Below are 13642 nucleotides of genomic sequence, written 5' to 3' on the forward strand. Positions count from 1 at the left end.
GACACGCCCTAGCCGCGGCGGACGGCCCTGGGCACGGTGGCTCCGGGGGCCCTGGTCCGGGGGCCGGGTCCGGGTCCGGGGCGGGGGCCCGCTGAGCGGTATGCCGTGGCCCCGGCCCGGGTCGCTCCGGCTCGGACCGCCGCCTCCCGGGCGTTCTGGCGTCGGCCCATCTGCCGTACCTTCCGTACGGACGCGATGAGCCCGGCGATGAGCGTGCCGCCGTACAGCCAGCCCGCGTGCACGGCCAGGGTGGTGACGAGCGCCATGGTCTGCCCGCCGAAGCCGCCGGTGCCGTCGGCGATCGGATACGCGCCGACGGCGAAGGCGATCGGCACGCCGATCGGCGCCGTGACCAGGTCGGCGGTACGTACCCAGAGCGCGGTCACCGCGCTGACCAGCAGGAACAGCACCCCGTAGACCAGCGGCGCGCCGTCCAGGAGCAGCCGGTCAAGAAAGCCGATGCCCAGCATCGTCGCAGCGGCGAACAGGCCCGCGCCGAGCCCGGTGAACCGTGGATTGGGCAGTCTGCGCAGCCGCTGCGCCAACGGCGACACGCGTGGCCGGGGCGCCACCGGAACGCGGTAGCCGCCGGGGGCCCTGGTGCCGGTCCCGGCGCCTGTCCCTGTGCGGGGGCTCGGGGGGCGCTGCCGACGCTGCTGAGGCTGACGTGTCCTGTGCTGCTCCACCGGACCAACGTAGGTGGCCCGGGACGACGAAGCAGGCGTTGGACACGCCCTTTGGGCGAGCTTGGCGTTGAGTTCGACGCCGGGCGCCCGGACCGAACCGCCCGGCGCCCGTCGGTGGCGGCTTCGGCCCGCCCGTAAACTGGGAGATCGGCCCGCCCTGGGCCGCCCACGGCCATCAGCCAGTCCTCACTTCAGGAAGTCGCCAACGTGTCGCTCACGATCGGAATCGTCGGCCTGCCGAATGTCGGCAAGTCGACCCTGTTCAACGCCCTGACCAAGAACGACGTGCTGGCGGCCAACTACCCGTTCGCCACCATTGAGCCGAACGTCGGCGTGGTCGGCGTGCCCGACCCGCGTCTGGACAAGCTCGCGGAGATCTTCGGCTCGCAGAAGATCCTTCCGGCCACGGTCGACTTCGTTGACATCGCCGGCATCGTGCGCGGCGCCTCCGAGGGTGAGGGCCTGGGCAACAAGTTCCTGGCGAACATCCGTGAATCGGACGCGATCTGCCAGGTCATCCGGGCCTTCAAGGACGAGAACGTCGTCCATGTCGACGGCAAGGTCTCGCCCAAGGACGACATCGAGACGATCAACACCGAGCTGATCCTCGCCGACCTCCAGACGATCGAGAAGGTCCTCCCACGCCTCCAGCGCGAGTCGCGTATCAAGAAGGAGGTCGTGGCCCAGGTCAAGGCCATCGAGGAGGCCCAGGCCATCCTGGAGACCGGCGAAACCCTCTTCTCGGCCGGCATCCTCCAGGGCACCGAGAAGGCCGAACCCCTGCGCGAGCTGCACCTGCTCACCACGAAGCCCTTCCTCTACGTCTTCAACGTCGACGAGGACGAGCTGACGGACGACACGTTCAAGGACGAACAGCGCGCCCTGGTCGCCCCCGCCGAGGCGATCTTCCTCAACGCCAAGCTGGAGTCCGACCTCGCCGAACTGGCCGACGACGAGGCCCTGGAACTCCTCCAGTCGGTGGGCCAGGAAGAACCGGGCCTCGCCACCCTGGCCCACGTCGGCTTCCGCACCCTGGGCCTGCAGACCTACCTGACGGCGGGCCCCAAGGAATCCCGCGCCTGGACGATCAAGAAGGGCGCGACGGCCCCCGAGGCGGCCGGTGTGATCCACACCGACTTCCAGAAGGGCTTCATCAAGGCCGAGGTCATCTCCTTCGCCGACCTGGTCGAAACGGGCTCGGTGGCGGAAGCCCGCGCGGCGGGCAAGGCCCGCATGGAGGGCAAGGAGTACGTGATGCAGGACGGCGACGTGGTCGAGTTCCGCTTCAACGTGTAGCGGGTGACCTAACGCCACTTCGCTGATGTGGCGAACATGCAGGTCAGAAGGGGTCGGGCTGTTGTGAGCCCGACCCCTTCGTCGATCCCGTGCTGATGGGAGGGCGCCGCCATCGGTCGACCGTGCCCGGGGGCAAAAGTGGCGGGGGGAGATGCCTGGGCGTGGAATGGAGGGGCGGGGGCGGAGCCGTGGAGGCGTTGTGGGTGTGACATCGCTGACCGAGATCCTCGTCAAGCCCTTCGACGAGCGCTACGCCGTGCCGGCCATCAATGTCTTCAACGACCTCACGCTGGAGGCCGTGCTGGCGGCCGCGGTGGAGAACGCGTCGCCGCTGATCGTGCAGACGTCCGTGAAGACGGTCAAATCCATCGGGAGCGATGTCCTCTACGCCATGTGGACCTCGATGACCGCCGGTATCGAGGTGCCTGTCACCTTGCATCTGGATCACTGCCCGGAACGCGAGGTCATCACCGAGTGCCTGCGGCGGGGCTGGAACTCGGTGCTCTTCGACGCCTCCAAGCTGCCGGTCGAGGAGAACATGCGGCAGACCGTCGAGGTCGTCGCGGAGGCCCGCGCGTACGGGGCCGCCGTCGAGGGGGAGATCGAGTCGATCACCGGCGTGGAGGACGATGTGGGCAGCGACGCCGCCGCCGAGCAGCAGAGTCTCGCGGTCGCACTGGAGTTTCTGCGGACCACGCAGGTCGATGTCTTCGCACCGGCGATCGGGAACGCACACGGGTCGTACAAGCGGGCGCCGGTGCTCGACGCCCAGCGTGTGTCCGATCTCGTGGCCGCTTATCCGGTGCCGATCGCGCTGCACGGCGGCAGTGGACTCTCCGACGAGCAGTTCCGCGACCTGATCTCCCGGGGGTGCGCGAAGGTCAATATCTCGACGGCCCTCAAGGAGACGTACATGAAGTCGAACCTGGCCTTCCTCCGGACGGCGGAGGAGCGGCAGAAGTGGGATCCGCCGTCGCTCTTCCGGGCCGTACGCCAGGACGTCGTCGAGTTGGCCGGTTCGCTGATGAGGCTCTTCGGCAGCGCCGGGCGGGCGGGTTAGCCGTGCCCGCGCTCATCTTCGACTGCGACGGTGTCCTCGCCGACACCGAACGCGACGGGCACCTGCCCGCTTTCAACGAGACGTTCGAGGAGTTCGGTCTGCCTGTGCGGTGGAGCGACGCGGAGTACGCGGAGAAGGTGAAGGTCGGCGGGGGCAAGGAGCGGATGCGGACGCTGCTGACCCCCGACTTCGTCGCCGCCGCCGGTCTGCCCTCCGACCCGGCCGCGCTCGATGAGCGGGTCGCCGACTGGCATCGGCGCAAGACCGAGATCTATACCGGAATCATCCGCGGTGGAAGCATTCCGCCCCGGCCCGGCGTGCGTCGGGTCGCCGCGGCGGCGCACGGGGCCGGATGGACGCTCGCGGTCGCCTCCACCTCCGCGGAGGCGTCCGTCCGCAGCGTGCTCGCACTCGCCATGGGGCCGGAACTGGCCGCTCGTTTCAGCGTGTTCGCCGGGGACGTGGTCCAGCGGAAGAAGCCCGCCCCGGACATCTACGCCTTCGCCGTGCGCGGGCTCGGGCTGGATCCCGTGGACGTCGTCGCGATCGAGGACAGCCGGAACGGGATGCTGGCCGCGCTCGGCGCCGGGCTCGCCTGCGCGGTCACGACCAGCGCCTACACCGGCGAGGAGGACTTCACCGGGGCCTCCTTGGTGGTCAGCTCGCTCGGCGATCCGCCGCCCGAGGAGACCGTCACCCGGGTGCTGAGCGATCCACTCGGTGTCCACCCGGGGCGCTATGTGGTGCTCGCGGATCTGGCCGCCCTGCTCACCGCGGGTGGCGACGAGTCGTACGGCTCGCTCGACCCCGGCTCGCTCGACCCCGGCCCCCTCCGCCCCCGCCCCCGACCGCACTGACGTCGCGGCAGTCAGGAGAGTCATGCCATCGCCATCGTCGCCATCGCCATCGTCGCCATCGTCGCCATCGCCGTCGACGTCCGCCGCCGACCTCACCTTCGTCGTCCGGTCCATCGCCCGGACCGCGGTGGACAACGAGAAGGCCTTCGGCGACCTCGACGCCGTCGCGGGAGACGGGGATTTCGGGTACTCGCTCGCCCGCGGCTTCGAGATCGTGCTCAGCGACTGGGATGCCCTCGCCTCGGACTCGCCGGCCGAATTCCTGAAGAAGGTCGCCCTGGTGATCTCCAAGCGGGTGGGTGGCACATCGGGGCCGCTCTGGGGCACCGCCTTCCTCCGGGCCGCCGGCGCGGTGAAGGACCGGCCGGAGCTGACCGCCGCCGACGCGGTGGCCATGCTGCGGGCCGCCGCGGAGGGGATCAAGGTGCGCGGCAGGTCCGACCTCGGTGACAAGACGCTGCTGGACGCGCTGATACCGATGACCGACGCCCTGGAACGGCGGCTGGCCGACGGTGAACCGGCCCCCGGTGGTACGGAGCTGGCCGCCCTGGCCGCCACGACCGCCCGCGCCGCGGCGGACGCGACCGCGCCCATGCGGGCCAGACGTGGACGCCAGAGCTACACCGGCGAGCGCAGCATCGGCTCGCCGGACCCGGGCGCGGTGGCGATCGCGGTCATGGCGGAGCGCGTCGCCGCCGAGTGGGACGCACGCGACTGACGGCGGATACCCGGGACCGGCAGGACGACGAGGAGTCACGGCATGAAGAAGTTCGTCAACGACCCGAAGGACTACGTCGCGGAGATGCTGGAGGGACTGGCCCTGGCCAACCCCGACACGCTGAAGTACGTGCCTGAGTACAACCTGATCATGCGGGCCGACTCCCCACGGGAGAACAAGGTCTCCCTTGTGCAGGGATCCGGATCAGGGCATGAGCCGGCGCATGTGATGTCCGTCGGCAAGGGGATGCTCGACGCCGCCTGCCCCGGCGATGTGTTCGCCGCGCCGCCCGCCGACTTCGTCTACGAGACGGTCAAGCTGGTCGCGTCCCCGAAGGGTGTGCTGCTGCTGGTCAACAACTACACCGGGGACCGGATGGCGTTCGAGATGGCCGAGGAGCTGTCCCAGGCCGACGGGGTGACCGTCCGTACCCTCTTCATCGATGACGACGTGGCCGTACAGGACTCGACGTACACCGTCGGCAGGCGCGGGGTGGCCGGCAACTTCTTCGTGATGAAGGCCGTCGGCGCCGCCGCCGAGCGGGGTGCGGATCTCGACGAGGTGTACCGGATCGGGGAGAAGGTCAACTCCGTCACCCGCACCATGGGCATGGCGCTCACCGCGTGCACGCCACCGGCGAAGGGTTCGCCGCTGTTCGAACTGCCCGAGGACTCCGTCGAGATGGGCGTGGGCATCCACGGTGAACCGGGCAGGAAGCGCGAGAAGCTCCGGTCGGCGGACGCGATGGTGCGCGAACTCGTCAGCGCGGTCGTGGACGATCTGCCGTTCTCCTCAGGTGACCGTGTCGCACTGATGGTGAACGGCCTCGGCGGCACACCGGTCGGCGAGCTGTATCTGGTGTACGGCCTGGCCCACAAGCAGCTGGCCGGGCGCGGTATCGAGGTCGGGCGCAGCTACGTGGGCGAGTACTGCACCTCGCTCGACATGGCCGGTGCCTCCGTGACACTCGTCCGACTGGACGACGAGATCCTCGATCTGCTCACCGACCCCGCGGAGATCCCGATTCGGGTGTTCTGAGTACGTGGACCGTGCCGAGTGCGAGGGCGGCGAGCCGTACGCCGCGAGCCACGCCTCAGGACGTGGCCGTGTGGGTTCCGAGGGCCGCGCGGGCGTGGTCGTGTGCATGGTCGCCGTCCGGGGCGTCCAGGGCGCGGCGGTACCAGTGGCGGGCCTCGCGCGGCTGCTGCTCGGCGGCGGCGACATCGCCGAGCAGGGCCAACACCCGTGCGGTCAGGACGGGTTCCACGGGCCGCGGGGAGCCGGCGGCCGATACGGGGGTGCTGTCCGGTGTGCGGTGGGGCACGGGTACGGGAGCTCCTTCCGGATGGGGGCGGGCCCGGGTGCGCAGTTTAGGTCCGAACAGGCCCGTACCGCAGGCGTATTCGGGGGCGCCGAGGGAGGTGTTCACGCCATCGGCGGGACGCGGGGAGCCAGGCCGGGCAAGTGCCGCTGCCGGTGGGGACTTCGGCGCTACGCTGCCTCGGACGACGGTGTGAACAGGGAATCGGGGGGTGCGGATGACGGTCGCGGACGACATGTCCCCGGGCGAGCGGGCCCGTCAGGAACTACGCGGTGCGCTCACGGACGGTGCCGGGGCCGCAGCGGCCCTTTCGGCGCTGGGGGCCTCGCTCCGTTGGGCCGCGGCGGCGCTCGCGGAGGAACGTGACGGCGATGGCGTCGCCGCGCTCGAAGGGCTGTTCGGCCTGTTCGACGCGCTGGAGGAGCTGCCGGCGCTGGCCGCCGAGGCGCCCCGCCTGGTGACGGCCGCCCGGCCCGGTCAGCGGCTGACGGAGCAGTTGGACAAGCGGCTGGCGGAACTCACCTCGCTCCACGGGCGGTTGCGTGACGACCGGGCGGCCCTGGAGCGGCTTGCCGCCGCCGAGGACGAGCTGCGTCAACGCCTCGCGGACCACGCCGAGTTGCGGGAGCGGATCGCGGAGCTGCGCCGGCTCGAACGGCTGGCGGACGCGCTGGACGCGCTGAGTGGACAGCAACAGGTGGTGGACGAACGCCTGACGGCGCTGCGCGGCCGGGACAACGCCGCCGAGCGGACTCTGACCGCGGACTGCGGCACATTGGTGCGGCTCAACGAGGACCAGCTGGACGCGCTCGGGCCGCGTATCCGGGAGGCGCTGCACCGGGCCGAGGAGAGCGGTGAGCGGCTCGCCGCGGAGGAACGGGAGCTGGCCAGGACCACCTCCGAGCTGGATACGCTGCGTCGGCGCCTGGACGCGGTCCGCGCCGAGCTCGGGGAGCGGATTCCGGAGCTGAGGCGCTATGCGCGGGCGGACCGGGAGTTGGCGGAGGCGCTGTCCGCGCGGCACCGCGTCGACGGTGACGGGACCGGGGCGGGCAGCGGAGAACGGCCCGCCGAGGACGGGACGGCGCTGGAGCGGGCGCGCGCGGATGCCGCCGAGGTGGAACGCCATCTGGCCGCGATCGATCGGGTGCTGCGGGAGGCGCTGGATTAGGTCCTGTCCGGTCGATCGAGCGGGCCGGGAAGGCGGGGCCCGGATGGCCGCCCCGGAAGACGGGGCCCGGAAGGCCGACCCGGAAGGCGGGGCCCGGCAGGTCGCCCCGCCGGGCTCGATCAGCCTCCGGGGACGGTGACAGGGACATCGTCGACCGCGAACGTGGAGTACTCGGTGGCGGTCGGGACCGTACCGGCCGCCTGGCCGCTGACGAGGCGGCGGGCCAGGCGGGCCTCCATGGCGGCGAGCAGACCACGTACCTCGCGGGCGTTGCCGAAGCCGGTGGGATCCGTACGCCGTCGGGCGTCGAGCCATCGCCCGCCCCGCTCGGCGACCTCCGGTGTGAGGGTGTAGCCCTCTGCCTCGGCGCTCCGGCGCAGCACCTCGACCAGCTCCTCGGTGCTGTACGACGGGAACTCCACGCGCAGTTCGAAGCGGGAGGCCAGGCCGCTGTTGCTGCGGAGGAACTCATCCATTTCGCGCGGATAGCCCGCGGCGATCACCACGAGCCGGTCCTTCCGGTGCTCCATTTCCCTGACGAGAGTGTCGATGGCCTCCTTGCCGAAGTCGGAGCCATGGATGGCGGAGCCCGCGGTGAGGCTGTAGGCCTCGTCGATGAAGAGCACCCCCTCAAGGGCCTCAAGTACGGCCGCGCGGACCCGGGGCGCGGTCTGACCGACGTACTCGGCGACCAGGTCGGCGCGGGTGACCTCGACGACATGGCCCCGGCGCAGCAGCCCGAGGCCGCGGAGCATGGTGCCGACGGCGCGTGCCACGGAGGTCTTGCCGGTGCCCGGCGGCCCGGTGAACAGCATGTTCGGGGGCGCGGGCACGGCTCTGCCCCGGGCCTGGCGCAGCCGGATACGGTCGGCCAGGTCCGTGATCGCCTCACGTACCGAGGCGAGGCCGATCATGTCGTCCAGATCGGCCAGCAGGGCGCCGTCGCCAGGCACGGGCGGGGGCAGGAGAGCGCGGTACTCCTCCGGCAGGTCCTCGATGCTGAGCGGCTGCTTGATGTCCTCCTCGACCCGGTTGGCCCAGCAGGTGAAGATCTTGCCGCTGAGCTCACGCATGGTGCCCGCGTTGCCGAAGTCGGGGCGGCGCGTGGCGTACAGCTCGGTGACGACCTGAAGGAGCTGATCGGAGAACGTTTCGTCCCAGTCCAGGCCGCTTGTCCCCAAGTACCGCAGCAGGATGGTGTGCAGGACGTCCGGCGGGTAGTCGGGGAAGTCGATGCGATGGCCGAACCGGCGTGGGAAGCCGTGGTCGGAGGCGAGGAACTCGTCGATCTTGTCCGGGTATCCGGCCGCGATCACCACGAGCCGGTCCCGGTCGTTCTCCAGCCGGGTGAGCAGAGGCCGTACGACGTCCCGGTCGAAGCTGCCGTTCTCGCTGCTCAGGCCGTGCACCTCGTCGAGGAACAGCACCCCCTCCATGGCCTGGTCCATGACGGCGTTGGCCTGGGGGGCGGTCTGTCCGATGTAGCCGGCGATCATGTCGTCGAGCCGTGCCTCCACCACATGGCCGCGGCTCAGCACACCCAGCTCCCGGTACATCTCGCCGACGAGCCGGGCCACCGTGGTCTTGCCGGTACCGGGCGGACCGGCGAACAGCAGGTGGGGGGAGCCCCTCTCCGCGTCCATGCCGCGCCCCTCCGCGCGCAGCAGCTGTTCGTTGACCAGCCGCCCGCGCAGCTCTTTGAGGTGCTTCTTCACGGGTTCCAGGCCCGGCAGGTCGTTCAGCTGCTCTTCGGCCGACCGGATGTCCCGGCTCGCGAGCGCCCCCGACCGCTGTCCGGCCGAGCGGGGGAGCCAGCCGCGCTCGGCCAGCTCCTTGCCGCTGAGCGGGGTGTCGCCGAGGGACAGCAGGTTGCTGCGCCAGTTCTTCACGGTGAGCGGTTGCGCCGCCATCGCCCGTACCACGCTGTCCAGTTCGCGCCAGCTGCCGATACGGAGCCCCCGGCGCAGTCGCAACCGCTGTACGAGACAGTGCAGTTCGGCCTCGTCCGGATAGCCGATACGGGCGGACGGCGCGCCCCGCCGGCGCAGCCGGGCGGCCAGACCGGGATAGCCGCGCAGCGATTCGACGTACTCCACACAGGCGTCGAACGTCTCGCGCGCGAAGACCAGGACGACCGGGTGATCGTAGTCACCGTGCCGCGCCCAGTCGCCGAAGAAGGTGTCCAGGGGGCGCGTGGCGTCGGTGTGCCGCAGGGTGCTCTCCGCGTCCGTGAACACCACGGCCGTACGGCGCGGGGGGTCGGCCAGATATCCGGACAGGGTCATGACGGTGAAGGGGTCCGAGAGGGTACGCGGCGGCCCGGGCTCGGCGGGCGCGGTGGCGCGCTCCCCGGCGGGTGCGACGTTGGCGGATGCGACGTTCTGTGCGCCGGCGGGCGGGCGTACCACCAGCCGGCCGAGTGGGCCGCGCAGGCGGGGATGGCGCATCAGGCCGGGCCCCGCCGATCCCGCCCCGGGCTGCGCCGGTCCGTCGGCCCGGGTGCGGGCGCCGGGCCGGGACCGCGCCTCGGAGTCCGGGTCCAGGAAGTACAGCGGCCGGCGCTGGGAGCTGTACGCCACATACGCGCAGGACTCGGCGCGCAGCAGATGCCACAGCGCGGCGTCCAGACTTCGTTCCCGGTAGTCGGCGCCGACGAAGGTGTCGTCCACGCCGGGCCCGTACAGCACGGTGAACGGTTCGCCGACGCTCAGCCGCAGGTCGGCGAAGCGGGAGCCGAGCCGGCCGGTCATGAGGAGCCACCGGGCGCGGTGCGCCTGCCCGGCCGGAACCGGTCCAGGTCGGTGGCCTCCGGCTCCGGGACACCGAGCTCTGTCTCCAGCGGACCGGTCGGGTGCCCGTCCTCCTGGAGCGCGCGCCGCACCGCCTCGGCCCGGTCCCTGATCTCACGTTCCGCGACCGTGTCGTAGTCGTACGAGAGGACCCGCAGCACCTGCCCGGTCTCACCGTCCGGCGCGGGCAGGACCTGCACCACGATCTCGTTGCCGTTCGCGTGCTGGAGGACCGCGTGGTACGAGCGGCGCTCGTCCTCGTCCTGATACTCGACATCCGCCAGCTCGTAGGCGCCGATACGGGACAGCGTCTCGGCCACCGAGTCGGCGAGGTTCACCCGGAGCTGGGAGGCGAGCTGCCGCATACCGGCCAGATCCACGAGTTCGCCGAGGCGTCGCTCCAAGTCCGCTGCCTCGGCCGCCAGTTCGCGCTGCTCGGCGGCTGTTGTGACGTCGTCCCTCGCCCGGGAGAGCCGCTCGGCCAGCTGCGCGCGCAACGTCGTGAGCTCGCCCTCCGACCAGTGGTCCACATCGAGTTCGACACCGGACAGCGGCTGCCCGTCGGGGCCCATGACCGGCCTGACCTCGTTCTCGGTGATCAGCGTCTCGACCAGGACCAGCGCGTCGGTGGCCGCGGTCGCGGCGAGCCGCCGTTCCAGCTCCCGGTGCTCGATGTCGAGGCGTAGTTCGCTGAGGTCGAGGTAGGTGCGCTGCGCGAGGGAGAGTGCGGCCTCGTAGTGGCCGAGGTCGCTGTTCCGGCGCGCGGTGTCGAGGTCCAGGCGGAGCCGGTCGAGTCTGCCGGGGGCGTGCCGTTCGTGCGGCAGGGTGGTGGCGATGAATTCGGACATCGTGACGCCGTCGGCGAGCCAGCCCTGTGTGGCGCTCGCGGCGCGCTCGCGGTTCCCGGCGAGCTCGTCGACGCGTCCGGTGAGACCGGCGATATCGCGGTGGCGCTGGTCGCGTTCGGCGGCCAGCTCACGTTCCAGGGCCGCGCGCTGCTCGTCGAGCGCGGTACGGGTGTCGCGTTCGAGCCGGTCCGCGGTGCCGCGCAGCTCCCGGTGCAGGCGCTCGGACTGCTCGCGCAGCCTGCGGCCGGTGTCCTGCTCCAGTCGCTGGGTGTGGGCCGTGAGGCCGGAGAGCGCCTGCTCAGTGCGGCGGGCGCGCTCCACCAACTCGGCCCGGGTACGGGCCTGGTCGGCCTCGGTACGCCGCCGGACCTCGTCAAGGAGCCGGGGAACGTCGCGCCGGACCTGCCTGAGGTTCTGGGCCGCGCGCTGGGCCCGGTACCACTCTGTCTCGTCCACCAGGACGCGCTTCTTGCCGCTCATGGTCAGTTGTCCTCACCTGGTCGGTTGTCCGCTGCTTGGCTGTCCGCTGCTTGGTTGGAGGCTGCTTGGTTGGCCGTTGGCCGGTTGGCCGTTCGTCGGTGGGCCATGGGGCGCTCGGCCGTGGTCCGCGCCCGGGGGCGCCGGGGGCGTCGCGTCATCCGTGCCGGGAAGGACCGGCCGCGAACGGACCTCTTCCACGGCGGATTCGAAGGCCGCGAGCAGACCGGGAGGCGGCACCCCGACCAGCAGGGCGGCGGGCCCGTCCACCGCGATCTCGGCGGTACGCGGCCCGCCGGTGAAGTCGTATCCGCATCCGGCGAGCCGGGGCGTGAGGTGGTGGACGCGCTGGTTGGCGCTGCCTCGTAGCCCCTTGCCGTCGTCCAGGCGGGCGACGTACTGGCCGTCGATCAACACATCGAGGAGGCCGATGAGTTCGGTGACCCCGGGCGCCGGCGGCCGGGCGCGCAGCCGTTCCAGCCGGTAGCCCGTGAAGCAGATCACCGAGAGGTCGCGCCGTGCGCGGGCCGCGCGGACCAGCGCGGCCAGCCCGGCGGCCTGGGCCATCGGCTCGCCGCCGGAGAGGGTCAGCCCCGTCACACCGGGGTCTGCGAGCAGTTCGCCGGCCAGCTCCGAGGGGTCGAGGCGCCGGGCGGGGCGGTTCGGGATCCACTCCGGTGCCAGACAGCCCGCGCAGCGGAACGGGCAGCCCTGCACCCACACCACCGATCGCCGTCCGGGGCCCAGGGCATGGGTGCCGACCCGGGTGGCGGCGACGTTGAGGTCCTGGCCGGTGGTCATGACAGGTCCGATTCGGCGGGCGCGGGCCGGTAGGCGAACGTGATGCCGTTGATCACCACGTCGTTCCCCGGCCGGCAGATGGCGTTCGCGCTCCGTGCCGGCGTGCCGTCCGGGCTGTAGCGGACGTGCAGGGCGATCCCGCGACGGCCGTCGTCCGTCCGGAACCGGCGGCCGTGCACGCTGCCGGTGCCCCCGATCCGCGGCGGCGCCAGCGCCAACCGCCGTCCGCGCAGGACGACATGGTCCCGCGGGCCGTCGCCGAGGGCCGACGCCGGGGACAGCACCAGTACGCCGCTGAGGACCGCCCGGTTACGGCGCACCCAGAGCAGCAGGGCCGCGAGGAGGGCCGCCACCGGGACACCGATCAGCAGGGGCAGGACCAGAGGCGAGCCGACCTCGGCCCGCAGCCGGGGACCCTTGTCCGGTACGCCCACCGCCGACGGCACCTCGAACGTCACGTCGTCGAGGGTGGCCGCCCAGGGCGTCGTGACCTCGCCGCGCACGGTGAGACCGGCCTCGGACTCCCAGGTCCGCCGGACCGGCAGCGCACCGGCGTCGGGCTCGCCCCGCACCTGGACGTCGAACCGCCGCGCCGCGCCGGGCTTCAGGGACACCCGGTCCGGCAGGCCGGTGACGGTGAGCGGCTGTCCGTTCAGGGTCGCCTCAAGGCCGGTCACGGTCAGCGGCACCCGCTCGGTCGTGGCGGTCAGCGTCAGGGTGGCCGCCGCCCCGCCGTTGCCGAGGTCGAGCGTTCCGGTGGGCGACCACGTGGCGGTGACGCCCTTGCCCGCGTCCTGTGCGATCAGCCGCGCGGCCTTGCGCGCCCGGGACCGCTCGGCGGCCCTGCCGAGGTATTCGGCGAGGTCCTGTACGGACTCCGGCCGCAGCTCGGTGGTCTTCGGGACGACGCGGGCCAGCTGCGCGGTGCCGGACTCGTCGGTCGCCAACGGCAGGGAGTAGGCGGCCAGTTCGTGCTCGGCGGCCAGGTCGGTGCCCCGGTCCCGCAGTGCGTCCCAGGCCGGCCCGTCGGCCTTGGGGTACGCGGAGTCCTTCGCCGGCTCGTGCTTGCCGTCGGTGAACATCACCACGGAGCCGACCTCGGCGGCGCCGGGCCGCTCCAGCTCGGTCAGGCCACGGTCCAGGGCGGCGCCGATGTCGGTACGTACACCGGAGGGGCCGGCGCGGGCGGGCAGTTTGTCGATGATGCCCGCCGGGTCGGACGGGCGGCCCAGATAGACCGTCTCGGCCTTGTTCCCGAAGGTGAACAGAGCGACGTAGTCCTGTGGCGACAGGCTTTTCAGGAACGGCAGCAGCGCCGACCTGACCGACGCGTACCGCCCCTCGCTCAGCATCGAGCCGGAGACATCCACCAGGATGACGTAGTCGGCGGGGAGTTCGTCCAGGCCGAGGTCGGCGTATATCGCGGTGCGGCCGGGCTCCGATCCGGCGGCGGGAGCCGTCCCGATCGCGGGCTTCCCGGCCGCGGGTGACCCGGCCGCCGTGGCGGCCAAGGCCGTGAGCACCAGGGCGGCGAGTGAGACGACGGTGCGGTGGACGGCGTGGACGCGCGTGCGTCCCGCTCTCGGTTGCGACGGCGGCTTGTTCATCATGTGGGCTC

12 protein-coding genes are annotated in these 13642 nt (G+C 71.8%); 6 read left to right on the forward strand and 6 right to left on the reverse strand.

Annotated features, from left to right (window positions below; translation table 11 throughout):
- Nucleotides 1-8 precede the first annotated feature (8 nt).
- Nucleotides 9-572, reverse strand: a complete 564-nt coding sequence (locus AB0M67_RS20275; protein WP_365747241.1) for a DUF6542 domain-containing protein — start codon at nt 570-572, stop codon at nt 9-11.
- 321 nt (nt 573-893) lie between these two features.
- On the opposite strand from AB0M67_RS20275, the gene ychF reads away from it, so the two are divergent.
- The 5 genes from ychF (at nt 894) to dhaK (ending at nt 5655) form a co-directional block, all read left to right on the forward strand.
- Entirely contained in the window at nt 894-1982 is a 1089-nt protein-coding gene (gene ychF, locus AB0M67_RS20280) for a redox-regulated ATPase YchF (RefSeq protein ID WP_365747243.1), read from the forward strand.
- Nucleotides 1983-2187: 205 nt separating this feature from the next.
- Nucleotides 2188-3042: a class II fructose-bisphosphate aldolase gene (locus AB0M67_RS20285; protein WP_365747244.1), complete on the forward strand. Its 855-nt coding sequence runs from the start codon at nt 2188-2190 to the stop codon at nt 3040-3042.
- Between the two features lie 2 nt (nt 3043-3044).
- Nucleotides 3045-3899, forward strand: coding sequence for an HAD-IA family hydrolase (locus tag AB0M67_RS20290; RefSeq protein ID WP_365747245.1), 855 nt, complete (start codon nt 3045-3047; stop codon nt 3897-3899).
- A 22-nt stretch (nt 3900-3921) separates the two neighbouring features.
- Nucleotides 3922-4617, forward strand: a complete 696-nt coding sequence (gene dhaL, locus AB0M67_RS20295; RefSeq protein ID WP_365747247.1) for a dihydroxyacetone kinase subunit DhaL — start codon at nt 3922-3924, stop codon at nt 4615-4617.
- A gap of 42 nt (nt 4618-4659) precedes the next feature.
- The gene (gene dhaK, locus AB0M67_RS20300; RefSeq protein ID WP_365747249.1) at nt 4660-5655 is read left to right on the forward strand and encodes a dihydroxyacetone kinase subunit DhaK; all 996 of its coding nucleotides are present in this window, start codon (nt 4660-4662) and stop codon (nt 5653-5655) included.
- A gap of 55 nt (nt 5656-5710) precedes the next feature.
- Here the strand turns inward: dhaK and AB0M67_RS20305 are convergent, their stop codons facing one another.
- Nucleotides 5711-5941, reverse strand: a complete 231-nt coding sequence (locus tag AB0M67_RS20305; RefSeq protein ID WP_365747251.1) for a hypothetical protein — start codon at nt 5939-5941, stop codon at nt 5711-5713.
- A 214-nt stretch (nt 5942-6155) separates the two neighbouring features.
- Here AB0M67_RS20305 and AB0M67_RS20310 point away from each other — a divergent pair, with 214 nt between their 5' ends.
- A complete protein-coding gene (locus AB0M67_RS20310; protein WP_365747253.1) occupies nt 6156-7109 on the forward strand; it encodes a hypothetical protein in 954 nt (317 codons plus the stop codon).
- 119 nt (nt 7110-7228) lie between these two features.
- Here AB0M67_RS20310 and AB0M67_RS20315 read toward each other — a convergent pair whose 3' ends face one another.
- From AB0M67_RS20315 to AB0M67_RS20330, 4 genes are read right to left on the reverse strand one after another with little or no spacing between them, the layout of a single operon-like run.
- Nucleotides 7229-9859 carry an AAA family ATPase gene (locus AB0M67_RS20315; RefSeq protein WP_365747255.1) on the reverse strand — a complete coding sequence of 877 codons (2631 nt, stop codon included), beginning with the start codon at nt 9857-9859 and terminating at the stop codon, nt 7229-7231.
- Nucleotides 9856-11226, reverse strand: coding sequence for a hypothetical protein (locus tag AB0M67_RS20320; protein ID WP_365747256.1), 1371 nt, complete (start codon nt 11224-11226; stop codon nt 9856-9858). Before AB0M67_RS20320 ends, AB0M67_RS20315 begins: the two co-directional genes overlap by 4 nt.
- Nucleotides 11227-11238: 12 nt before the next feature.
- Entirely contained in the window at nt 11239-12024 is a 786-nt protein-coding gene (locus AB0M67_RS20325) for a 4Fe-4S single cluster domain-containing protein (protein ID WP_365747258.1), read from the reverse strand.
- Nucleotides 12021-13634: a vWA domain-containing protein gene (locus AB0M67_RS20330; RefSeq protein ID WP_365747260.1), complete on the reverse strand. Its 1614-nt coding sequence runs from the start codon at nt 13632-13634 to the stop codon at nt 12021-12023. Before AB0M67_RS20330 ends, AB0M67_RS20325 begins: the two co-directional genes overlap by 4 nt.
- Nucleotides 13635-13642 lie beyond the last annotated feature (8 nt).

The sequence above is a fragment of the Streptomyces sp. NPDC051662 genome, from assembly GCF_040681655.1.
GTDB lineage: Bacteria > Actinomycetota > Actinomycetes > Streptomycetales > Streptomycetaceae > Streptomyces.